General features: G+C 62.6%; 15 protein-coding genes and 1 pseudogene. 4 read left to right on the forward strand and 12 right to left on the reverse strand.

The window, feature by feature from the left end; all coding sequences use genetic code 11:
• Positions 1-18 precede the first annotated feature (18 nt).
• Complete coding sequence (locus tag T281_RS17725) at positions 19-609, reverse strand: hypothetical protein (RefSeq protein ID WP_052037323.1); 591 nt, start codon at positions 607-609, stop codon at positions 19-21.
• Positions 610-810: 201 nt separating this feature from the next.
• Between T281_RS17725 and T281_RS09550 the strand changes: the two genes are divergently transcribed.
• The gene (locus T281_RS09550; protein ID WP_037237851.1) at positions 811-2,598 is read left to right on the forward strand and encodes an aminopeptidase P family protein; all 1,788 of its coding nucleotides are present in this window, start codon (positions 811-813) and stop codon (positions 2,596-2,598) included.
• A 6-nt stretch (positions 2,599-2,604) separates the two neighbouring features.
• On the opposite strand, the gene T281_RS09555 is transcribed toward T281_RS09550, so the two are convergent.
• Together T281_RS09555 and T281_RS09560 are read right to left on the reverse strand one after the other, a co-directional pair.
• Positions 2,605-3,399 carry an enoyl-CoA hydratase-related protein gene (locus T281_RS09555; RefSeq protein ID WP_037237852.1) on the reverse strand — a complete coding sequence of 265 codons (795 nt, stop codon included), beginning with the start codon at positions 3,397-3,399 and terminating at the stop codon, positions 2,605-2,607.
• A 2-nt stretch (positions 3,400-3,401) separates the two neighbouring features.
• Positions 3,402-4,559, reverse strand: coding sequence for an acyl-CoA dehydrogenase family protein (locus T281_RS09560; RefSeq protein ID WP_037237853.1), 1,158 nt, complete (start codon positions 4,557-4,559; stop codon positions 3,402-3,404).
• Positions 4,560-4,932: 373 nt separating this feature from the next.
• Between T281_RS09560 and pyrF the strand changes: the two genes are divergently transcribed.
• Positions 4,933-5,649 carry an orotidine-5'-phosphate decarboxylase gene (gene pyrF / locus T281_RS09565; RefSeq protein WP_037237869.1) on the forward strand — a complete coding sequence of 239 codons (717 nt, stop codon included), beginning with the start codon at positions 4,933-4,935 and terminating at the stop codon, positions 5,647-5,649.
• Here the strand turns inward: pyrF and T281_RS09570 are convergent.
• The 4 genes from T281_RS09570 to T281_RS09585 all read right to left on the reverse strand — a co-directional run bounded on the left by T281_RS09570 (position 5,644) and on the right by T281_RS09585 (position 11,896).
• Positions 5,644-6,315: an HAD family hydrolase gene (locus tag T281_RS09570; protein ID WP_037237854.1), complete on the reverse strand. Its 672-nt coding sequence runs from the start codon at positions 6,313-6,315 to the stop codon at positions 5,644-5,646. The genes pyrF and T281_RS09570 overlap by 6 nt on opposite strands.
• A protein-coding gene (gene prfB, locus T281_RS09575) for a peptide chain release factor 2 (protein ID WP_155955186.1) occupies positions 6,315-7,446 on the reverse strand; the annotation gives its coding sequence in 2 pieces (ribosomal slippage) (positions 6,315-7,376 and positions 7,378-7,446; 1,131 coding nt in all). The genes T281_RS09570 and prfB overlap by 1 nt, the downstream gene beginning before the upstream one ends.
• A 231-nt stretch (positions 7,447-7,677) precedes the next feature.
• The gene (locus T281_RS09580; RefSeq protein WP_052037325.1) at positions 7,678-10,431 is read right to left on the reverse strand and encodes a penicillin-binding protein 1A; all 2,754 of its coding nucleotides are present in this window, start codon (positions 10,429-10,431) and stop codon (positions 7,678-7,680) included.
• 223 nt (positions 10,432-10,654) lie between these two features.
• Positions 10,655-11,896 (reverse strand): N-acetylmuramoyl-L-alanine amidase, encoded by a 1,242-nt coding sequence (locus T281_RS09585; RefSeq protein WP_052037324.1) that lies wholly within the window; start codon positions 11,894-11,896, stop codon positions 10,655-10,657.
• 789 nt (positions 11,897-12,685) lie between these two features.
• On the opposite strand from T281_RS09585, the gene T281_RS09590 reads away from it, so the two are divergent.
• Positions 12,686-15,826 (forward strand): Rne/Rng family ribonuclease, encoded by a 3,141-nt coding sequence (locus T281_RS09590; protein ID WP_037237855.1) that lies wholly within the window; start codon positions 12,686-12,688, stop codon positions 15,824-15,826.
• Between the two features lie 199 nt (positions 15,827-16,025).
• Here T281_RS09590 and T281_RS09595 read toward each other — a convergent pair whose 3' ends face one another.
• Entirely contained in the window at positions 16,026-16,358 is a 333-nt protein-coding gene (locus T281_RS09595) for a hypothetical protein (protein ID WP_155955187.1), read from the reverse strand.
• Positions 16,359-16,539: 181 nt separating this feature from the next.
• Here T281_RS09595 and T281_RS09600 point away from each other — a divergent pair, with 181 nt between their 5' ends.
• A complete protein-coding gene (locus T281_RS09600) occupies positions 16,540-17,889 on the forward strand; it encodes a KAP family P-loop NTPase fold protein (protein WP_155955188.1) in 1,350 nt (449 codons plus the stop codon).
• A gap of 32 nt (positions 17,890-17,921) precedes the next feature.
• Here T281_RS09600 and ispG read toward each other — a convergent pair whose 3' ends face one another.
• From ispG to T281_RS19100, 4 genes and pseudogenes are all read right to left on the reverse strand, one after another.
• Complete coding sequence (gene ispG, locus T281_RS09605; protein ID WP_037237859.1) at positions 17,922-19,187, reverse strand: flavodoxin-dependent (E)-4-hydroxy-3-methylbut-2-enyl-diphosphate synthase; 1,266 nt, start codon at positions 19,185-19,187, stop codon at positions 17,922-17,924.
• A 335-nt stretch (positions 19,188-19,522) separates the two neighbouring features.
• Positions 19,523-20,500, reverse strand: coding sequence for an SIR2 family protein (locus T281_RS09610; protein WP_162173152.1), 978 nt, complete (start codon positions 20,498-20,500; stop codon positions 19,523-19,525).
• A 254-nt stretch (positions 20,501-20,754) separates the two neighbouring features.
• Positions 20,755-21,552, reverse strand: coding sequence for a metal ABC transporter permease (locus T281_RS09615; protein ID WP_037237863.1), 798 nt, complete (start codon positions 21,550-21,552; stop codon positions 20,755-20,757).
• Between the two features lies 1 nt (position 21,553).
• A pseudogene (locus tag T281_RS19100) lies at positions 21,554-21,810 on the reverse strand (zinc ABC transporter ATP-binding protein); the annotation flags it as partial.

The raw sequence follows: 21,810 nt of genomic DNA on the forward strand, positions 1-21,810 counted from the left end.
CTGGGTTCGTTCCATCTATCAAGGCAGCGGTATTGCGTTTCTGGGCGGGAAGACCCGGCTTCCCTCGGAGACGATAAGATAGGCCACAAGGGCCGCGCCGGTTAACCCTGTCGCTTTCTCCATCTTCTCCCAGACGCTGCGATTTGAGGAGGGCGCAGCCATTTCATCCGTAGCGGAGGATTTTGCCTCTCGTTTTTCCGCCCGGGTGAGCTTGTCATGGCAGCGCTGACCTCCATTGTTTGTCGTTTCGACCTGCCTTTTATGACCGTCATCGCCGCCACGAAAACAGGTCGCGTTTATCTTCACTCGGGCGGCAACGCATGCGGAGAATTTGTCGATTTTTTCAAGGACTACTTTTTTGCTGTCATTAGGCTCACAAGCAGGCGTTGCGCCATCTTTGCACGCAAGATTTACTTCATTCTGCAACTCTTTGTGTTTGGCCCACGTGCAATCGCCGGGCGGAGAAAGCTCCTGATAAGCGACGCGCCTTGGCATCGGAGCGTCCGTCTCTCGCTCCAGAGCTCTCTTGAAAGCCTCTTCATTGTCCGCTTCGAGACCGTAGCGACCGCTGCTCGAAGCAAATGCGGTGATTCCAGAAATGGGGCCCATCGACTTCCCTCGCAATACACTTGGTTTTGAAAGCTGCATCGTAACGAGTTATGCTGACGGAAACCTGTCCGGCCTCTCAAACGCGAATACAAAAGCATTCATTAACGCTCAGCGGTGTTGCATCCCCGTCTGCGACTTTCGTATAATTCGCGCCCGCGCCACATGCCGAATAACGCCCGACCGTTCAGCCGAGGTTTGCCCATGCCGCATACACACGAAAGCCGCCTCGCCGCGCTGCGCGATGCCCTCGCCGAAGAGAAGCTCGCGGGCTTCATCGTCCCGAAAGCCGACGAGTTCCAGAACGAGTCCGTGCCCGCATGCTGGGATCGCCTCGCGTGGCTGACGGGCTTCACCGGCTCGGCGGGGACGGCGGTTGTGCTCGCCGACAAGGCCGCGCTCATCGTCGATAGCCGCTATACGCTTCAGGCGAAGGCGCAGGTGGATACGGCGCTTTATGCGGTCGAGCTGTTCCCGAAGGTGACGCTTGCGAAATGGCTCGGCGAGCACGCGGGCGCGGGCGCGGCGATCGGCTACGACCCGTCGCTTTTCACGCAGGCGAGTTTCAAGCCGCTGAAGGCCGAGGCCGAAAAGGCCGGTTTCGAGCTTCGGGCCATCAAGGCAAACCCCATCGATGCGCTGTGGGAGGATCGCCCCGCGCCGTCCTTCGCGCCCATCGTTTTCCACGACGAGGCGTTCGCGGGCGAGAGCGCGGCCTCGAAGCTTGAGCGCGTGCAGAAGGAGATCGCCGCGCGGAAGGCAACGGGGCTCATCGTGAGCGCGCCGGACGCGGTGGCGTGGCTGTTCAACATCCGCGGCGGCGATGTCGCGCATACGCCGGTGGCGCTCGCCCGCGCCTATGTGCCGTTGAAGGGCCAGCCGACGCTGTTCGTTTCGCCGGGCCATGTGACGGACGAGAACCGCGAAGGGCTCGAAGCGTTGGCCGCGCTGCATCCGCTGGGCGACCTGTGGAAGGTGCTCCCGCGCCTCGTGGGTGCAGCGGCGAAGGTCATCGCCGACCCGACATACACAACGCTTCGCGTGGCCGACATCCTGAAAGTCGCGGGCGCGAAAGTCATTGAGGGCGACGACCCGAGCATCCGCTTCAAGGCCGCCAAGAACGCAACCGAACTCGAAGGCGCGCGCGCGGCGCATCTGCGCGATGGCGTGGCGGTGGTGCAGTTCCTTGCGTGGCTCGATGCGAACGCGCCGTCCGGTACGGTCGATGAACTCGCGGCGTCGGACAGGCTCGAAGCGTTCCGCCGCGATACGGGCAAGCTCGTCGATCTCAGCTTCGACACGATTTCCGGCGCGGGGTCGAACGGCGCCATCGTGCATTATCGCGCCACGCCGCAGACGAACAAGCCGCTTCTGCCGGGCACACTTTATCTGATCGACTCCGGCGGCCAGTATCGCGACGGCACGACCGACATCACGCGCACCATCGCCATCGGCGAGCCGAGCGCGGCCATGCGCCGCCATTACACGCTTGTGCTGAAGGGGCATATCGGCATCGCAACGGCGCGTTTCCCCGCGAAGACCACCGGCGCGGCGCTGGACAGCTTCGCGCGGCGTGCGCTGTGGGACGCGGGGCTGGACTATGGCCACGGCACGGGCCACGGCGTCGGCAGCTTCCTTTCGGTGCATGAAGGCCCGGCGAATATCTCGCCGCGTGGCACGGTGGCGCTTGAGCCGGGCATGATCCTCTCGAACGAACCGGGCTATTACCGCGAAGGGCAGTATGGCATCCGGCTGGAAAACCTAATTGCCGTGACGCCCGCGCAGGGCATCGACGGCGGTGAGACGGAGATGCTCGGCTTCGAGACGCTGACGCTTGCGCCGTTCGACCGGCGGCTGATCGATGCGGCGCTGCTCTCGCCCGCCGAGCGCGATTGGCTGAACGCGTATCACGCGCGCGTCCGCGAGGCGCTTGCCTCCCATCTCGATGACGCCGACCGAGCCTGGCTGGACGCGGCGACGGCGGAGATTTAGCGCGGGCTACTCCACCCAATTCGGCTTGCGCTTCTCGATAAAGGCGGCGAGCCCTTCGGCACCTTCCGCACCGCGCGCCGCCTTCGCGAAAACGGCGGCGGCGTGCTCCACGAGTGCGCCCGCATCCTCGAAACGCGCGCGCCGCAAGAGCGCCTTGGTTTCACCCACCGCGCCCGGCGCGCAGGCGAGGATCTGGCGCAGCGTTTCGGCGAGCGCCGCGTCGAGGTCCGCGCCCGTTTCGCACACGCGGTGAACGAGCCCGATGCGATAGGCTTCCCCCGCGCCGAACCGCGCCCCCGTCACCGCCAACCGCTTCGCCTCCGAATAGCCGAGCCGCTCGACAAGAAACGGCGCGATCTGCGCGGGGATCACGCCGAGCGACGTTTCCGGCAGGCGGAAATCCACGCTGCTCGCGGCGAGCGCCACATCCGTCGTGCAGGCCAGGCCGAAGCCGCCGCCCATGACGCTGCCTTCGAGCACGGCGACGACAGCCAGCGGCGAGCGCGCATAAGCTGCGCAGACATAGCCAAAAGCCGCGTTCGATGTCGCAACCGGGTCAGTATCGCCGATGGGAGCCATGCGCGCCGCCGCCATGTCGCGCAAATCCGCGCCCGCGCAGAAATGGCCGCCCGCGCCGCGCAGCACCACGACGCGCACGCCCGTGGCTTCCGCGTCCGCGAGTGCCGCCAGCAATTCCGCCAGCATCGTCTGCGACATGGCGTTGCGGACCTCCGGCCGGTTGAGCCGGATCGTCAGCACGCCGCCGTTGCGCTCCAGCGCCAATGTGGTCGGATCGGCCATCGTCAGTCCTTCTTCTCGCGCGGTAGCGTGCCTTCGAACTTGCAGATGATGCCCAGCATCACCTCGTCCGCGCCGCCGCCGATGGACACGAGCCGACCGTCGCGCATGGCGCGGCTCAGCGGATTGTTCCAGGTGAAGCCCATGCCGCCCCAATATTGCAGGCAGGAATCCGTCACCTCGCGGATGAGCCGCCCGCATTTCAGCTTCGCCATGGAAGCGAGCTTCGTCACGTCGCGCCCGGAGACGTATTCCTCAACCGCGCGCCACGTCAGCGAGCGCAACGCCTCCACCTCCGTGCGCAGTTCCGCGAGCCGGAAATGCACCACCTGATTGTCGAGGATGGACTTGCCGAACGCCTTGCGCTGGCGCGTGTAGTCGATGGTGGCGTCGATGAGCCGGTCGAGCATGGTCAGCGAGTTCGCCGCGCCCCAGAGCCGCTCCTCCTGAAATTGCAGCATCTGGAAGGTGAAGCCCATGCCTTCCGCGCCGATGACGTTGGTTTGCGGCACGCGCACGTCGTCGAAGAAAAGCTGCGCCGTGTCCGAAGAGAACATGCCCAGCTTGCGGATCTTCTGCCGCGTGATGCCCTTGGCGTTCATCGGCACGACGATGAGCGACTTGTTGCGATGCGGCTTGTCGTCGGACGTGTTGGCGAGCAGACAGCACCAGTTGGCCTTCATGCCGTTGGTGATCCACATCTTCGAGCCGTTGATGACGTAGTCGCCGTCATCCTTCCGCGCCGTCATCTTCAGCGAGGCGACGTCCGAGCCCGCGCCCGGCTCCGACACGCCGAGGCAGGCCACCATGTCGCCCGCGATGGTTGGCGCGAGCCATGCCCGCTTCAACTCCTCGCTGCCGAAGCGGTGCAGCGCGGGCGTCGCCATGTCCGACTGCACGCCGATCGCCATCGGCACGCCGCCGCAATCGCAAGTGCCAAGCGCTTCCGCGACTGTCGCCGAATAGGAGAAGTCTAGCCCGAGGCCGCCATAGGCTTCGTCGTATTTCGTGCCGAGCACGCCGAGTGCGCCAAGCTTTTTGAAGAGTTCGTGCGAGGGAAACTCCTCCGCACGCTCCCATTCATCCACGAACGGGTTGATCTCGTTCTTGACGAAGCGCTCTACCTGGTCGCGCAACTGCTCATGCTGCGGCGTCAGAAGCATCGCGGTTCCCCCTTTGTTTTTCTTCGGGGCGGTGAGCGCCCTTTTTCTCAGGATGACACGACCGTTGACAAAAGGGAATTGCACTTGAGACGAGCGGGGGCCGCATCGTTTGCGCCCCGTTTTTCGCTCATCCCTGCCATGATGGGCCTGAAATCGGTTGGTTCAGGCGCGCCTTTCCGGCAGGCTAGTGCAGTGAATTTTACATTTGATTCACGCCCGCTGCTGGCGCCGTCATCAAATGTAAAATTCGAAACTGCACTAGAATCAATTGGTTGCTGGTGCTCTTGAGGCGCATATTTTTGCTGGAGAGCGTGCCGCAACGTGGATCAAAAATATGCGCCAGAGCACTGGCGAAAAAGCAGCGAGGATGCCGATGCCGTTCGAGACCGAAGCCGAGAAGAAACTGATCGTGGCGCTGGATTTCCCCTACGCGGACGAAGCGGCGGCCTTCTGGCACCGGCTTGCGCTGCCGCATGCGGTGGCGAAAATCGGCCTCGAACTCTTGATGACGGCAGACGGCGTGGCGCTCGTGAAGCGGCTGGCGGAAGGCGGCGCGAGCGTATTCGTCGATGCGAAGCTCTACGACATCGCCGCCACCGTTGAGCGGGCGACGGCTCGCGTGGCGGCACTCGGCGCGGCGTTCCTCACGGTGCACGCGCAGGATGACGCGACGGTCGCGGCGGCGGTGCGTGGCGCGGCGGGCTCGTCGCTGAAGCTGCTCGGCATCAGCCTGCTTACGAACGCCCGGCCGGAAAGTCTCGCGGGACAAGGCATCACGCTATCCGCCAGCGACCTCGTGCTCACGCGCGCGGGCTTTGCGGCTGATGCGGGGTTCCACGGCATCGTTTCGTCGGCGCTTGAGGCGCGTGCGCTGAAAAGCGCCTTCGGTTCGCGGCTTGCGGTCGTGACGCCCGGCATTCGCCCGACAAGCGCTAGCGTTGTGGGCGACGATCAGGCGCGTACGGCGACGCCTGCGGAGGCCATCGCCGCGGGCGCGGATTATATTGTCGTCGGCCGCCCGATCACGCGCGCTGCCGATCCAAACGCCGCCGCTCGCGCCATCGTGGCGGAGATCGCGTGTGCCTTATAGCGCATCAATGATGCGGGCAACTTCGTCATAGTCGCGGGCGATGAACGTCGCGCCCGCCGCGACGAGCGCCGCTTCGTGGTTCGGCGGCAGATGCGACGCGGCTAGAAGCCCGATTACGCGCATGCCCGCCGCAACCGCCGCGCGGACGCCGCCCGCACTATCCTCGATCACGATGGCATCGCGCGGCTCCACGCCTTCTTCGCGCGCGGCCTTCAGGAGAATATCGGGAAACGGCTTGCCGCGCGCCACGGTCTCGGCGCTGTAGATGCCGCGCGGGAAGCGGTCGGTGAGGCCCATTACGCGCAGGCACAGGGCGATCCGGCGCGGCGAACTCGACGACGCGATGCAGCGCGGGATGTCCGCGTGGCGCTCGATGAAGTCGGCGACGCCGGGGATGGGGCGCAGCGAGCGCTCGAATAGCGCAAACGTGCGGCGCTCAAGCTCGGGCAGGAAGTCCGGGAGCGGACGGCCCGCCAGCGCTTCCATGGTGGCGACCTCGTCGGACGCGCGCTTGCCGACGAACAGCTTCGCCGCCTCCTGCCATGTCATCGGCGCGCCGAGGTCGCCCGCATAGGCGGCAAGCGCCCCGCAGGCCAAAACCTCGCTGTCGGCGATGACGCCGTCGAAGTCGAAGATGATGAGGCGCGGCGGGGTTTGCTCCGCCACTAATCCAGATCCTCGACCTTGGCCGGGCCGCCGCCATGCACGCGCTGCGCCAGCGCCGCCTCGATGAACGCGGTAAGATCGCCATCGAGCACGGCCGGCGGGTTCGTGTTCACGATGCCGGTGCGAAGATCCTTCACCATCTGATAGGGCTGGAGCACGTAAGAGCGGATCTGGTGGCCCCAGCCGATGTCGGTTTTCGATGCGGCGGCGGCGTGTGCGGCATCCTCGCGCTTCTTCAGTTCCTGCTCGTAGAGCCGCGCCTTCAGCATGTTCCACGCGGTTGCGCGGTTCTTGTGCTGCGAGCGCTCCATCTGGCATTGCACCACGATGCCGGTCGGCACATGCGTGATGCGCACCGCGCTGTCGGTGGTGTTCACGTGCTGGCCGCCAGCGCCGCTCGCGCGGTAGGTGTCGATGCGGCAGTCGCTTTCGTTCACCGCGATATCGATGGTGTCGTCCACGACCGGATAAACCCAGACCGACGCGAAGCTCGTATGGCGGCGCGCGTTTGAGTCATAGGGCGAGATGCGCACGAGGCGATGCACGCCGGACTCGGTCTTGAGCCAGCCGAAGGCGTTCGAGCCTTTCACCTGGATCGTCGCCGATTTCAGCCCGGCTTCTTCGCCCGCCGCGCTTTCGATCAATTCGACCTTGTAGCCCTGCTCCTCGGCCCAGCGCATGTACATGCGCAGCAGCATTTCGGTCCAGTCCTGGCTCTCGGTGCCGCCCGCGCCCGCATGGACTTCGAGGAAGGTGTCGTTGCCATCCGCTTCGCCCGAAAGCAGCGCTTCGACTTCGCGCTTCTGCACTTCGGTTTGCAGCACGGCGAGCGACGCCTCGGCCTCTTTCACCACCTCCTCGTCGCCTTCTTCCTCGCCGAGTTCGATGAGGCCGACGGCGTCGTCGAGGCGCGCGGCGAGTTGCGAATAGGCGGTGAGCGCGGTGTCGAGGTGCTGCCGCTCGCGGAGCAGCTTTTGCGCGCGCTGCGGATTGTCCCACAGCGTCGGGTCTTCGACGATCTCGTTCAGGTTCGCGAGGCGGATCTTTGCTTTATCCCAGTCAAAGATACCTCCGCAGAAGCGAGAGGGATTGCTTGATTTCGTCGACGATGGCTTGTGTTTCAGGGCGCATGGAGAAGTTCCGTCTGTGAAGCAGGAGCCGGAGCGCAACACTGGCATCCAGGTCCGTTATTACAAAACTGTAAAGATTAAGCCAACATAGCGCCAGTGTACTCTGCGCGCGCTCGCCGGGCGTTGGGGCTGATTTCGACAATCGCACCGGGCAGCGCTGAGTTCCAGCCCAAAATGCCGATCCTGTCTGCATCCAGAGAAGTGCTCCGGACGCAGATAGGATTGCAACAGGCTAGTACAAGCCTCCGGGGCTGGGCGCGGTCCGTCCGTAGGGCGGCGGGTAGCCGCCTGCGGTGCCAGGCTGGCTTGGGGGCGTCGGTTGCGGCTGGCCCCATCCGCCGGACGACGGCTGAGACGGCGGCTGCCTCCAGCCTCCGCCGCTTTCGCCCGGATACCCGCCACCCTGCTGACCGTAACCTCCCGGCTGGCCGCCATAGCCCGGTTGCTGGTCTCCCGCAGGGTAGGACGCAGAGGCGGTCGCGTAGCCTTCCGGCGGCTCGGTGCCCGGCTTGAAATATTCGGTAATGGCGTCTGGATCGGCCGGATCGGTGCGTTGGCCCGTGCGCTTGTTGACGCGCACCTGCCGGATATCGGCGGGCATGCGGAACGGAACGGCGGGCTTGTCCTTCAGCGCCATCTTGAAGAAATCGGCGAAGATGGGCGCGGCCAACTCGCCACCGGTTTCACCATGGCCCATCGGCTGCGGGTTGTCGTAGCCGATGAAGATGCCCATCGCGATGTCGGGCGAGAAGCCGATGAACCAGGCGTCCTTTTCGTCGTTCGTCGTGCCGGTCTTGCCGCCGAGCGGCTTCTGCACCCGCTTCCAGACGATGGACCCCGTGCCTCGCACGACGACGCCTTCAAGCATCGAAGTGACCTGATAGGCCGTCATCGGGTCGATGATCTGCGTGCGTTCGTCGTTGAGCTGTGGTTCTTCCTGACCCCTCCACGACTCCGCGTTGCAGGTGTCGCAGGCGCGGTTATCGTGCCGCCAGATCGTCTGGCCCATGCGGTTCTGGATGCGGTCGATGAAGGTGTAGTTGATCTTCTTGCCGCCGTTCACGAACATGCAATAGGCGGTCGTCAGCCGGATGAGCGTCGTCTCGCCGGCGCCGAGCGCCATGGAGAGCAGCGGCGGGAGATCGTCATAGACCCCGAAACGGCGCGCATATTCGCTGACGATGGGCATGCCGAGATCCTGCGCGAGCCGCACCGTCATCAGGTTTCGCGACTTCTCGATGCCGATACGGAGCGGCTGTAGGCCGTGCACCTGCTTGTCGTAATTCGATGGCTTCCATTCGCCCTGTCCGTTGCCCTGATCCACCGAGAAGACGGCGTCGTTCACCACGGATGCGGGCGTGTAGCCGTTGTCGAGGGCGGCGGCGTAGACGATCGGCTTGAACGACGAGCCCGGCTGCCGACGCGCTTGCAGCGCGCGGTTGAACTGGCTTTCCGCGAAGCTGAAGCCGCCGACAAGAGCAAGCACGCGGCCGGTATGCGGGTCCATGACAACGGTCGCGCCGCCGATCTGCGGCACCTGCATCAGCGACCAGGCGGGCAGCGCGGTCTTGCCTTCCGCGAGCTTCGGATTGCGCTCGCGCTCCTTCAGGAGGTCGATTTCGTTCGGCGGGGAAACATACACGACATCGCCGACTGTAAGGATGTCGCTGATGCCGATAGGGCCCTTCGTTTTGGTCCTGATCCTCTCGAAGGCCCATTTCGCGCCATCGGCGCCGAGTTCGATGGTCTTGCGTTCGGTATCCAGCGTATTGTTCGACGAGCGTCCCGGCTGCAAGCCGATAACGGCCTTGTCTTTCGCGGTTTGCAACACGACGCCGAGCCGCCACGGATCGACGTCCGAGAGCGCGGGCACCTCGGCGAGCTTCGTGCCCCAATCGTTGGCGATGGCGAGATCTATTTTCGTGATCGGCCCGCGCCAGCCATGCTTGCGGTCGAAGTTGACGAGCCCGGCGCGCAGGGCTGAGCGCGCCATCATCTGGAGACCGGGATTGAGCGTGGAGCGCACCGAGTAGCCGCCCGCATAGACGCTGGAATTGTCGTCCGTGTCTTCGAGGCCGTACATGTCGGCGAGCGTGCGGCGAACTTCCTCGGCGAAATATTCGGCGGCGAAGGTCGACGGGCCGACAGAGCGCGACACCATTTCGAGCGGCTGCTTCTTCGCCTGATCCGCATCTTCCTGCTTGATGAAGCCGAAGCGCGCCATGTTGTTGAGGATGTCGTTGCGCCGCAGGAGGGCGTCCTGGAAGGCTTTGCTGCCGGGCCGCGCGGTGGTGAGTTGCAGCTTCGTCGGCTCTTTAGGCAGCGCGGCGAGATAGGCGACCTCGTGCAATTGCAGGTCGTTCAGCTCCTTGCCGAAGTACCGCAGGGCCGCTGCTGCAACGCCGTAGGAGCCACCCCCGAGATAGATCTGATTCAGATAAAGATCGAGGATGCGCTCCTTCGTGTAGGCGCGCTCGATGCGGACGGCAAGGATCGCTTCCTTCGCCTTGCGGAGATAGGATCGCTCGCTCGTCAAAAGGAAGTTCTTGGCCACCTGCTGGGTGATGGTGGACGCGCCTTCCTTCTTGTTTTTCGTCAGGTTGTTGTAGACGGCGCGCAGTATGCCACGAAAATCGAGGCCGCCATGTTCCCAGAAGCTCTGGTCCTCGGCCGCGAGGAACGCGTTGATAAGCGGCCTGGGCATGACCTGAACGGGAACGTAGATCCGCCGTTCCTTCGCGAATTCCGCGATGAGGCGACCGTCGCCGGCGTGCACGCGCGTAATGATAGGAGGCTTGTAATTGGCAAGCTTGTCATAGTCCGGAAGATCTTGCGAAATCGTCCAGAGAAAATAGGCCGCTCCGGCAGCTGCGGCGATGAATATGAAAACGCCTGCCGTGAACGCAAACCCGAGAAAGCTCAGGAAGAGACTCCTGTGGCGCTTTTTCTTCACGGGGGGCGGCAGTACAGGCGGCTTGCTTTGCATCAGTTCCACGCTTGATTATTCGGCCGGTTCCACGATCAGACCAAACAAAGCGACCGGAGGGGGTTCGGCGACGCCATCACGAGCATAACGGCATGCCCAAATTGTGACAGCATATATTCCTTATTCTACCCGGCTAAACCACAACATCATATCCTGTACAACCGCGGGTTAACGGGGACACGGCCGCGGCTGCGCTTGCGGGCGTGCGCATCCGCCCCCCGGCTCACAAGGGAATGTGCGCCTGCCGTTCCGACATGAACGCGCTGATTGCCTCCCCCAGAACCGATGAGATCGTTGTACGCCACTCTTCCGAGATAAGGAGCTTTTCGTCGTCTTCATTGCTGAGATAGCCGAGTTCGATCAGGATCGCGGGCACGCCATGCGCTTTCAGCACGCGGAAGTTCGCCGAGCGCTGCGGCCGGATGTTGAACTTCATCTTGCCCTTCATGTGGTCGATGAGATAGTGCGCGATGGCGGTCGATCGGTTCTTTTTGATCCGGTTTTCGAGATCGTTGAGTATCGACGCAATCTCCTCGGAAACGACCGGCGCAGTCTGCTCGCTTGCCACGCCCGCCTGCACGTCCACCTTGTTCTCGTTCTGCGCGATGACGTTCGCCTGGTCGTCGGAGGCTTCTTCCGACAGGGTGTAGATGGTGCCGCCGCGAACCTCCTTCAGCGCCTTCACGCCGAGGCGTTTCGGGTCCAGGGCATCGGCGTGGATCGAGATGAGAAGGTCCGCCTTCGCCTTAACCGATATGGCCGAACGATCGTCGAGGGAAACGAAGACGTCCGACGTTCGCGTCATCAGGATGCGATAGCGCGCCGTCGCTTCGAGCTTCGCGGCGAGCTTCTTGCCGAAATCGAAGGTGATGTCCTTTTCAAGCGCATTCGTAACACGGCCAACCGCGCCTGCGTCGATGCCACCGTGCCCGGGGTCGATCACGATGAGCGGACGCCTGTCTCCGGCATCCGGCTTCGCGGCGGCGCTTTGCGGCTCATCCTCCGGCTTCGGCGCGGGTGGCGGAGCCTTGACGGAGGCGAGGAACGTCTTGTGTGTCGTGCGAGCGAGGTCGATCACGAGCCGGGCCGGAAGATCGTTCTCGGGCGGCAGCAACTCGGCTTTCTCGATAAGCGCGGGCGCGGCGAGGTCGATCACGATGCGCGACTTCCCTGGCGCGAGCAGACCCGACCGCGACGAGAGGATCAGCCCGCGCCCCTTGCCGCCCGGCACCTGGATGTCGGTCTCAGGCATGTCGATCACGATCCGGTAAGGATCGGCCATGGAGAAAACACGAAACTCGACCGCTTTGGAGACGAAGGCGACGAAGCGCGTGCGCTGGCTGTCGCCGCCGATCTTCGCGCTTACCACGATGTCTTCGGCGCGCGCGGCGCTCATGAACAGGGCGAGTACGAGGAAAGCGCAACACGCCGCGAAAGCCGATGAAGGTCTCAGGCCGGGCTCCATGGTTCGATGCCCCTAGTGCCTTGAATTTTACATTTGATCCACCCCCGTTGGTGGCACCGTCATCAAATGCAAAATTCGAAACTGCACTAGATCAATTGGTTGCTAGTGCTCTTGGAGGTGCATGCGTTTGCTTGAGATCGTGCAGCGAGGTGGACCAAACGTATGCGCCAGAGCACTGGTGCCACGTCCTACAGCATGGGCTTGTCGGCGTCCACCTCGCCGCCGCCGGAGCCGTGATGCATCCCGCGTTTTCACCAATTCGTTGGACGTCGGTTAGGTCTTGCTTGCAGCGAAGCCAAACACAACGTATTAGAGGTATGTCAATCCTGGTCGATTAGGCTGGCTTCTGCTTTGCTAATCCGCCTAGCAGGATCAGGTGGTGAATTTGGCAATCGCCCACGGGCATCGATCCATCTGGATTGGGCAGCACCGCGAGTGTCGAAGGCAAAGCAGCCGGGATGTTGAATCCCTGAACAATAAATCGCCACGGAATCGTGGTCTCGCCGCATCGTTTCGAGGAAGAAACGGGCCCGTTGGCGAGCCGAGACTCAACAACAATGTCAACCTCGCGCTCCGACTTGCTTGATATGAAAGGTGCCGTGTCCGGCATCCAAAGCCTGTCGACCCTCTTTCTCCAAAATGGAAAAGACGGCGCTCCCAGCCTTGCGCTGGTTCGAAGCGGCGAGAGCGCGATCAACAAACAGTGCGTCCGTCCGGCCGGTCCGCTCGATCATGTCGCCATGATCGCGAGGCCACGCTTTGGCGCGGGCGCGCCAGGAAGCATTTGCAATGGCAAACAAGATGTTAATCGATGCCACCCACCCGGAAGAGACACGGGTGGTGGTGACGCGTGGCAATCGCGTCGAGGAATTTGACTACGAGTCGGCGTCGCGGAAGCAGCTTCGAGGCAACATCTATCTGGCCAAGGTTGCCCGTATCGAGCCCTCGCTTCAAGCGGCGTTCGTGAACTACGGCGGCAATCGCCACGGCTTTCTCGCCTTCGCCGAAATCCATCCGGATTATTACCAGATCCCGGTCGCTGTCCGCGAACAGCTGATGAAAGAAGAGGCGGCGGACCGGCAGGGCCGTTACCGCGACGCGGGCGAAAGCCGTCCAAATCGCAGGTCCGCCGACAGGGCGCCTGAAGCCGAAGGCGGCACGGAAACATCCACCGAGGCAAGCAACGGCGAGAGCCAGCCCGATGTCGCGGCAGCCGCTGGCGAAGCTCCGAGCGAGGACGTTCGGGCTGAATTCGCCGCGGCGGTTGACGCCACGCCTACGGATCAGGCCGACGCAGGCGAAACCGCGCCCGAAGAAAACATCGCTGGCGAATCCGGCAATGGCGGTGCGATCGCGCTCGAAGCCGTGCTTCCGCCCACGCTTTATGAAGAGTTCACGGCCGCCATCGCGCGCGGCGAGGAAGCTCGCGACGAAATTCCGAGCCATCCCGACGACGTGGACGGCGGCCCCGATTCAGAAGATGACGAGGCTGACGAGGACGACGACGAGCTCGAGGACGAAGATTCGGACGACGACGAAGAGGACGATGACGACGAAGTCGAGGACGCGGACGACAAGCAGCCGAGGGCGAAGCATCGCTCTCGCGATGACGACGCAGGCGATGATGACAGCGGGTCGGCTTCGGACGACGGCGGCATTATTTCCGTGCCGGAAAGCGCCACGCCCGCGCCGGTCGAGGTCGTCGGTTCCGAGGACGCGCTCGAAGAACTGCCGCAGCGTCACAAGCGCCGGTGGCGTCACTACAAGATTCAGGAAGTCATCAAGCGCAACCAGATCGTCCTGATTCAGGTTGTGAAGGAGGAGCGCGGCTCGAAGGGCGCGGCGCTGACGACTTACCTCTCGCTCGCGGGCCGCTACACCGTGCTGATGCCGAACACGGCCAGCGGCGGCGGCATCTCGCGTAAGATCACCGTACCGGCAGACCGCAAGCGCCTGAAGGAAATCGCGCAGGAACTCGATGTGCCGGAAGGCATGGGCCTCATCATCCGCACGGCGGGTGCGTCGCGCACCAAGGCCGAGATCAAGCGCGACTTCGAATATCTACTGCGCCTGTGGGAGAATGTCCGCGATCTCACGCTGAAGAGCACCGCGCCCTGCCTCGTCTACGAGGAAGGCGACCTCATCAAGCGCTCGATCCGCGACCTCTACAACAAGGACATCGACGAAATTCTTGTCGCGGGCGAAGAAGCGCATCACGAGGCGAAAGAATTCATGCGCATGCTCATGCCGAGCCATGCGAAGAACGTGCTGCTCTACAAGGAACCTGAGCCGATCTTCACCAAGTATGAGGTCGAGCGTCAGTTGAACCAGATGTTCAGCCCGGTGGTCACGCTGAAGTCCGGCGGCTATATCGTGCTGAACCAGACCGAAGCGCTCGTCGCCATCGACGTGAACTCCGGGCGGTCGACGCGCGAATACTCCATCGAAGACACCGCGCTGAAGACGAACATGGAAGCATCCGAGGAAGTTGCGCGGCAGGTACGCCTGCGCGACCTCGCGGGCCTCATCGTTATCGACTTCATCGACATGGACGAGCGGCGCAACAACCGCTCCGTGGAACGCAAGCTGAAGGAAAGCCTGCGTCACGACCGCGCCCGCATCCAGGTCGGCCATATCAGCCATTTCGGCCTTCTGGAGATGTCGCGTCAGCGGCTGCGTCAGGGCGTCGTCGAAGTGTCGACTGTGCCGTGCCCGGTCTGCCAGGGCGTCGGCCACATCCGGTCGACCGAGTCTGTGGCGCTGATGATCCTGCGATCGATCGAGGATCACCTGCGGACGCAAGGAGCGGCCAACATCACCTTGACCGCGTCGACGGAAGCCGCGCTTTACATCCTCAACAACAAGCGCTCCTATCTCCGCGATATCGAACTCCGCTACGGCGTGACAATCGTTCTTCAGCCGGACGACAAGGCGCACGGCGCGCATTTCGTGCTTGAGCGGGGCGCCGAAGCGGTGCCGCCGATCGTGGGCGACTCGCGCGTGGTTCACATGGAAACTGCGTCGTTGGCGCAGACGGACGAGGAAGAGGAAGCCGAGCCTGGGTCCTCCCCTGCCGCACCTGTGTCTGCTGAAGGCGAAGGCGAGAAGCGGACGTCTCGCCGCAAGCGCCGCCGTCGGCGCGGCCGGGGCGACGCCGCCGCCGATGCACCGCTTCCGAACGGTCATGCGGTCTCGATGCCGGAAGGCTCCGATGACGACGATGATGATGACGATACGGACGGTGCCGACGAGGGCGTGACGGAGGCCGGCGCGCAAGCGGCTTCAGTCGCGAATGGTGAGAGTAGCCAGGAGAGCGTCGAGGGCCGTCAGGAAGGCCAGTTCCGCCGGAACAGGCGCAGAGGCCGTCGCGGTGGCAGGCGTCATCGCGAGGATTTTGCGGGCCAGCCCGGTGAGATCCCCGGACTTGGCGAGCAACCCGAGATCGACTTCGAGCACGGACTTCCGGTCGTGCCGTCGCCAGCGGCTGAGGCCGTGACGGCGGAAGCGCACGCCGATACGGCGCCGCAGCTGGAGCAATCCGTTGAGGTCGCGCCCGTCGAAACCTCGACGGCAGTTGAAGCCGGGCCGCAGTCCGTTCAGGCCGTCGGCGAGGATGCGACGGCCGACGCCGCTTCCAGCGCTCCGGCCCAGTCCGAAGCGGTCGCCGAACTTGCGGCAGAGGTTGCGAGCGAACCCGCAGCCGAGGCGGAGGCCAAGTTGGAGGTGTCGGCAGTCGAAGCCGATGCACCGCAGTCGCCAAACGCAGACGCAGCGGAAGCCGTTGAGGCGAAACCGGACGAACCGGCGGAGGAGCAGGTCAAGGTTGAAGCGGAGATCGCGATCCTTCCGCCCCCCGCGCCGGAACCCAAGCCCAAGCCGGTGCGTACCGGCCCGCCGAAAAAGGGTTGGTGGCAGCGCAGCGTCAGCTAGAACCGCAAAACGCCGCTTTTGCGATAGGATCATGAGAGATTAACGAGCGCGCCTTTGAGTCCATCAAAGGCGCGCTCTGGGCGTTTCGCCAACGCGGCGCAGATCCGGCGGTACTGTCGGCGACACGCACAACAAAATGGCCGGGATTTCTCCCGGCCACCTCGGACCTTGCGCGCGATGCGCTGCGGTCAGGGCGCGATTAATAATGATTGCGCCAATAGCGGTCGCGACGAAGTTCTGCGCGGTCGCGCCACAGCTTCCGCCGCTGCTCGTGAATCTGCGCCTGCTCCTGCCGCTTCTTATGGCCGAAGTAACGCGCCGCGCCGTAGTTGCCGTCGCGAGCGGCCTGCGCCTGCCGACCGGCGTAATAGGCGGCCTCCTGCTTGTCCTTCTGGATCTGACGGCGATGGTGCACGATGTGCGCTCTGTCGCGAGCGACCTGCGCGCCGTACGGCTCGGCGGATGCGGTCTGCGCCGCAGTAAGCGGCAGGGCGATGAGCGAAAGAGCAAAAAGCGCGATGCGGGTCTTCATGTTGGCCTCCACCAGGTCTGCTTGACCTTATGGAAGAACCTTAAGCGATGCCGCCTGAACGGCCCCGGAACCGCGCGTTCAGAATGCGTTCAGGCTTGCGGCGGGAGTGCGGCGACATGGGATTGCCGACTCGGAAACATCTCTCTACAGATTGATAGATATTTATCTGCTGAGGTTCGAGATGGCTTCCGAAGAAAATGGTTCTGCCGCAATTGATCCGTGGAGCGACGATCACCTTGGGCGTCGTGAAGAGGCGGAGTTCCTAAAGAAATTTCTACTCGGTCGCACGGATGAACGCGCTGAACGGGGGCAATCCTTCGTTCTCAACATCGATGCGCCGTGGGGACAAGGAAAATCCTTTTTCCTCAAACGCTTTGCGCGAGACCTCGAAAAAGACGGCTATACCGCAGTCATAATAGACGCATGGGCCGACGATCACGCCGCAGATCCGCTTGTTGCGATCCTCGCCGCGCTTGATGAGGTGTTGTCTCGATTGACCGGCAAGAAGCGGAAGGGATGGGCTGACGCTAAATCGCAAGGCGCAAAAGTCGCCTGGGCATTGGCCCGCTCGACAGCGAAGGTCGGAGCTAGCTATATAATTTCAGAAGGCGGCATTGATGGCATAAAGGATGCCCTTAATGGAGAAGCCAATCAGGCAATTGATGGGTTCTCAAAGTATATCGATAGGTTCAGAGAAAACAAAAATGCTGTAGCTTCATTTAAGAAAAAATTGCAAACGCTATTCGATCAGAGGGTTCCGGAAAAACTTCCCCTAATAATCCTGATTGATGAGTTGGATAGGTGTCGCCCCACCTACGCGGTGCAACTTCTAGAACGTGTGAAGCATCTTTTCGGTATGCCGAATGTGGCTTTCGTTCTAGCGACGAATACGCAGCAGTTATCCCACTCTGTGAACGGTGTGTACGGACATAGCTTCGACGGAAGCGGTTACCTGCGCCGCTTCTTCGATAGTACATATACCTTCTCCTTACCCAAGCTCGACAAGCTCGTGCAGGAAATAGCGGTTCGCGAATGTATAAACTATAATAAAATGGAAGCGCCGACTTCGCAGGAGGAAGCCTTTATCATATCAGCTTTTGAACATTTTCACGTTGCTCCCCGCGATATCGAGAGGTGTATGGAAATACTCAAGACGCTATCTTCAGTTTGGGCCTCTCGTAACCCGATACAGCTTCTCTACGCCATCCCTCTGATCATTGCGTACCAGACAAAAACCGAAGAATTATTTTACGCACTGACGAGAGGCGATGGTTGGGTTGAAGCTTTGAAGAGGCAATTTCCTTCAGGCTGGTCAGTCGAGTTTCCTCGGAATCGCTATCGAACGCGATCAGAAGAGAAAGTGGATGTTAAATATCTAGTAACGCATTTAATGTCCGGACTTGGAAATTTGCCGGATACAGATTGGGACGAAGATCAACTTCCTCAATCGGAGATTTGGCTGCGGAGAGGTCTTTTGGCAGACCAAAACGGGAGTAATCAGGGTATCGTATGCGCGACTATCCCCGCCTGATCCAGCAAGCGGGGCGCATCACGTCGTCGTAGCTACTCCGCGGCCTTGAGCGGCATCCGCTGGCCCTTCGGCGCGCCTTGGCCGAAGCGCTTCTCGATATACTCCTGCACCATCACCATGAAATCGTCGGCCATCGTCGGGCCGCGAAGCGTCGCAACCCGCTCGCCATCGACGAACACCGGCGCGGCGGGCGTCTCGCCCGTGCCCGGCAGCGAAATGCCGATGTCGGCGTGCTTCGACTCGCCAGGCCCGTTCACCACGCAGCCCATGACGGCCACGTTCAGCGTCTCTACGCCCGGATAGGTCTTGCGCCACTCCGCCATGTTCTCAAGCAGATGCGTCTGGATGTTCTGCCCGAGTTCCTGGAACAGCGTCGACGTGGTGCGCCCGCAGCCGGGACACGCGGCCACGATCGGCACGAAGGTGCGGAAGCCCATCGTCTGAAGGATCTGCTGCGCGACCTCGACTTCCTTCGTGCGCGCGCCGCCCGGCTCCGGCGTCAGCGAAACGCGGATCGTGTCGCCGATGCCCTTCTGAAGCAGGATGCCGAGCGCCGCCGCCGACGCGACAATGCCCTTCGACCCCATGCCCGCTTCGGTCAGGCCGAGATGCAGCGCGTTGTCGCAGCGCGAGGCGAGCAGCGTGTAGCAACTGATGAGATCCTGAATCGAGCTGGTTTTCGCCGAGAGGATGATCTTGTCCTTGCCCATGCCGAGGCTTTCGGCGAGCTGCGCGCTCTTCAGCGCAGAGGTGACGATGGCCTCGTGCATCACGTCGCGCGTATCTTTGGGTTTCGCTGCGCGGGAATTCTCATCCATCATCGCGGTCAGCAGATCCTGATCGAGGCTGCCCCAGTTCACGCCGATGCGCACGGGCTTGTCGTGCTTGAGCGCAATCTCGATGATCTTGGAAAAGCGGTCGTCGCGGCTGTCGCGGAAACCGACATTGCCGGGATTGATGCGGTATTTCGCGAGCGCCTCGGCACAGGCCGGGTGATCGGCGAGGAGGCGGTGGCCGATATAGTGGAAGTCGCCGACGAGCGGCACGTCGATGCCCTGCGCGAGCAGGCGGTCGCGGATGTGCGGCACGGCGGCGGCGGCTTCGTCGCGGTCCACGGTGACGCGCACAAGCTCGGAGCCCGCCCGCACGAGGGCCGCGACCTGCGCGACCGTGCCGTCGACGTCGGAGGTGGCGGTGTTCGTCATGGACTGCACGACGACCGGCGCGCCTCCGCCCACGGTCACGCCCCCAACCTTCACTGCGGTTGTCATGTGCCTCGGTTCACGCGTGTCGCTCATTGGTCCTTCTCCGGATCGCCGGTTTTCTTTTGCCTTGGTCATAGGAGAAAAACCGCGCGAAGGCCAGCGTTCGAATTGGCGCGGGGGTGTGGTGAGGTTTTAATGCTGCGCATGGGGTTACGGACCGGCTCGATAAATCGGCGACGTTCCTTTTTAGGTGGGTGAGGCGAAAAAACGATGGCGTCGCAGTGATAAGCGTGGGCGTGGCTCGGATGCGGGCCGCCTTAGGCCGGAAGCCGAATAAGCGGCTATAAAAATTTTGTTAGATCGGTGTTCCGCTTTCAAATCGCTTTGCGGACTACTGAGGATCGAACCTCAGACGGCGAGGTGGATGACTAAGAGTCGAAGAACCGCTTCACCTTCGCAAGCTCAACGTCGTCACCGCCGAAAATCTCGCGTAGGGAACGCCTTGATCCCCCGTTAATCATTTCTTCAAGGTCTGTTGGATGACCGGGGGCACCAATCGCCCCCGACGCCCATTTGATGCGCTCCACTACGTCGCTTCCCTCGGGATCAATGATGAATAGCCGCAGCCCCGAGGATTTCGCGGCCTGAAGATACTCATTGATGTGTTGGTCGCGAAAGCCGTAACCAATCACCATCAGGCGCGCATTAGGGGAGCGCAAATACTCGGCGAACTGTTGACTGTACCACCTCAGAAGCGGCAGCGCCTGAATCGTCGGGCTTTTGTTGCCGCCAATTATAAGCATGTTGCTACTGTCGGGGGCTTGCCAGTTCGTGGAACCGTGAAGCTTGAAGATCGGTTGAGAACCGCGCGGCACCTTATGCTCTCCGCTGGGTATCCAAGACTTCCGGGACAACGGTAATTGTCCGCCGAGATGGGTGGCGACCATGCCTGGAAAAACGCGTCCGGACCATCTATGCGGCGGCGGGCATTGCACGAAGTCGTAATGCGTCTCTAGCAGCACATCCTGATTTAAGGTAAAGATCGCATCGAAACGGGCAAGGAATTCGCACACCGAACTTGCAGAGGAATTCGAAAATTCAAACGTGCGCCGTTCCAGCCCATCGTTCATGTCCTGAAACATCTTGGCTACAGCAGATTGCAGTTTGTCGAGCAGCTTTTTCGATTCCGCGTCTTGCAAACACGCATACTGCGCCTGCATATCCGCCAGTGCACCCTCAAAACCGCGCCCTTTCAGCTTGGTCGACCACAGGAGGCTGCGGAGTTTGGGGCAATCGGAAATCTCCGGAATACCAAGCAAGTATTCGAACACTTCAGAAGCAAGCCAGCCGCCCCAATTCCGGCTAAACCCCGCACCAAGCAGCAGTAAATGTTTTTTAGCTTCCATACTCATCTCCGAATGTACGAGTACACAAGCTTCCCCTAAGCCGATATGTGCCGCTTACCAAGATAGTTGTAGGTTTTATGCGCAGGAAAATCCGTGCCTCGTTTTTGGCTTGCTTCATTACCCGCATCATGAATTTTGCGGTCATGCCCGCGGGCACAACTTCTCTCGCGCCAGCACAACCTTTGCTGATATGCCCGCAGTTGGATCCCGAGTAAAATGTCTCTTCCCTCCCCCCCTCGGCCCCCAGAGACAGATCACCGCCCCCGCAGCGCTAACGTGGGTACCGCCGCGACAAAAAACAGCGCGGCGAGCGCGAGCACGATGGACGGCCCCGCCGCCGTGTCGAGCTTCAGCGACAGGAACAGCCCGCCTGCCACAGCCGCCGCCGCCGCCAGAGCCGCCAGCACTGCCATCTGCTCGGGCGTCTTCGCGAAAGGCCGCGCCACTGCCGCCGGGAAGATCATCAGCGACGTGATGAGCAGGATGCCGATAACCTTCATGGCGAGCGCGACCGTCACGGCGATCAGCAGGATGAACGCGGTCTCGGTCCGCCGCACGCGCACGCCCTCGGCTGCGGCGAGTTCCTCATGCACGGTCAGCGCGAGCAACGGGCGCCATAGCAGCGTCAGCGCCGCGAGCACCGCCGCCGCGCCGCCCCAGATCCAGAAAACGTCGGCCCGCGATACCGCGAGGATGTCGCCGAAAAGGTAGCCCATGAGGTCGAGCCGCGCGCCGCTCACGAAGTTCGCCGCGATGAGGCCGGATGCCAGCGCGACATGCGCGAGGATGCCGAGCAGCGTGTCATAGGGGATCGCGCGTTGCGCTTGCAGGCCCGACAGCAGCAGCGCCATGGCAACGGCGGTCACGATCACGCCGAGCGTCAGGTCCACGCCGAGGAGGAAGCCGAGCGCCACGCCTAGCAGGCCGGAATAGGCGACGGTTTCGCCGAAGTAGGCCATGCGCCGCCACACAACGAAGCAGCCGAGCGGAGCGGCCAACGCCGCAGCACCGAGCCCGGCGAGCACGGCGCGCGTTACGAAATCGTCGAGCATGTCAGGTGCCCCCGCCGCAGACGTCGCCCGAAAGCGAGTGCGTGTGATCGTGCCGATGGCCGTAGATGCCGAGGCTCGCAGCGGCTTCCGGGCCGAACAGCCGCATATATTCGGGATGCGCAGCCACGTGCTGCGGCACGCCCTCGCAGCAGATATGGCGATTAAGGCACACGACGCGGTCGCTCGCGCCGAGCACCACGTGCAGGTCGTGCGAGATGAGAAGCACCCCGCAGCGGCGGCGGGCGCGGATTGCGGCGA

The sequence above is a fragment of the Rhodomicrobium udaipurense JA643 genome (assembly GCF_000636015.1).
Taxonomy (GTDB): domain Bacteria; phylum Pseudomonadota; class Alphaproteobacteria; order Rhizobiales; family Rhodomicrobiaceae; genus Rhodomicrobium; species Rhodomicrobium udaipurense.

Bases quoted from the DNA above. Each gene is read 5' to 3' on its own strand.
- T281_RS09610 (WP_162173152.1), bottom strand. From the start codon at position 20,500: ATGGAAGCTAAAAAACATTTACTGCTGCTTGGTGCGGGGTTTAGCCGG.
- pyrF (WP_037237869.1), top strand. From the start codon at position 4,933: ATGCCGTTCGAGACCGAAGCCGAGAAGAAACTGATCGTGGCGCTGGAT.
- T281_RS17725 (WP_052037323.1), bottom strand. From the start codon at position 609: ATGGGCCCCATTTCTGGAATCACCGCATTTGCTTCGAGCAGCGGTCGC.
- T281_RS09595 (WP_155955187.1), bottom strand. From the start codon at position 16,358: ATGAAGACCCGCATCGCGCTTTTTGCTCTTTCGCTCATCGCCCTGCCG.
- T281_RS09550 (WP_037237851.1), top strand. From the start codon at position 811: ATGCCGCATACACACGAAAGCCGCCTCGCCGCGCTGCGCGATGCCCTC.
- T281_RS09585 (WP_052037324.1), bottom strand. From the start codon at position 11,896: ATGGAGCCCGGCCTGAGACCTTCATCGGCTTTCGCGGCGTGTTGCGCT.
- T281_RS09555 (WP_037237852.1), bottom strand. From the start codon at position 3,399: ATGGCCGATCCGACCACATTGGCGCTGGAGCGCAACGGCGGCGTGCTG.
- T281_RS09560 (WP_037237853.1), bottom strand. From the start codon at position 4,559: ATGCTTCTGACGCCGCAGCATGAGCAGTTGCGCGACCAGGTAGAGCGC.
- T281_RS09600 (WP_155955188.1), top strand. From the start codon at position 16,540: ATGGCTTCCGAAGAAAATGGTTCTGCCGCAATTGATCCGTGGAGCGAC.
- T281_RS09580 (WP_052037325.1), bottom strand. From the start codon at position 10,431: ATGCAAAGCAAGCCGCCTGTACTGCCGCCCCCCGTGAAGAAAAAGCGC.
- T281_RS09615 (WP_037237863.1), bottom strand. From the start codon at position 21,552: ATGCTCGACGATTTCGTAACGCGCGCCGTGCTCGCCGGGCTCGGTGCT.
- T281_RS09590 (WP_037237855.1), top strand. From the start codon at position 12,686: ATGGCAAACAAGATGTTAATCGATGCCACCCACCCGGAAGAGACACGG.
- ispG (WP_037237859.1), bottom strand. From the start codon at position 19,187: ATGAGCGACACGCGTGAACCGAGGCACATGACAACCGCAGTGAAGGTT.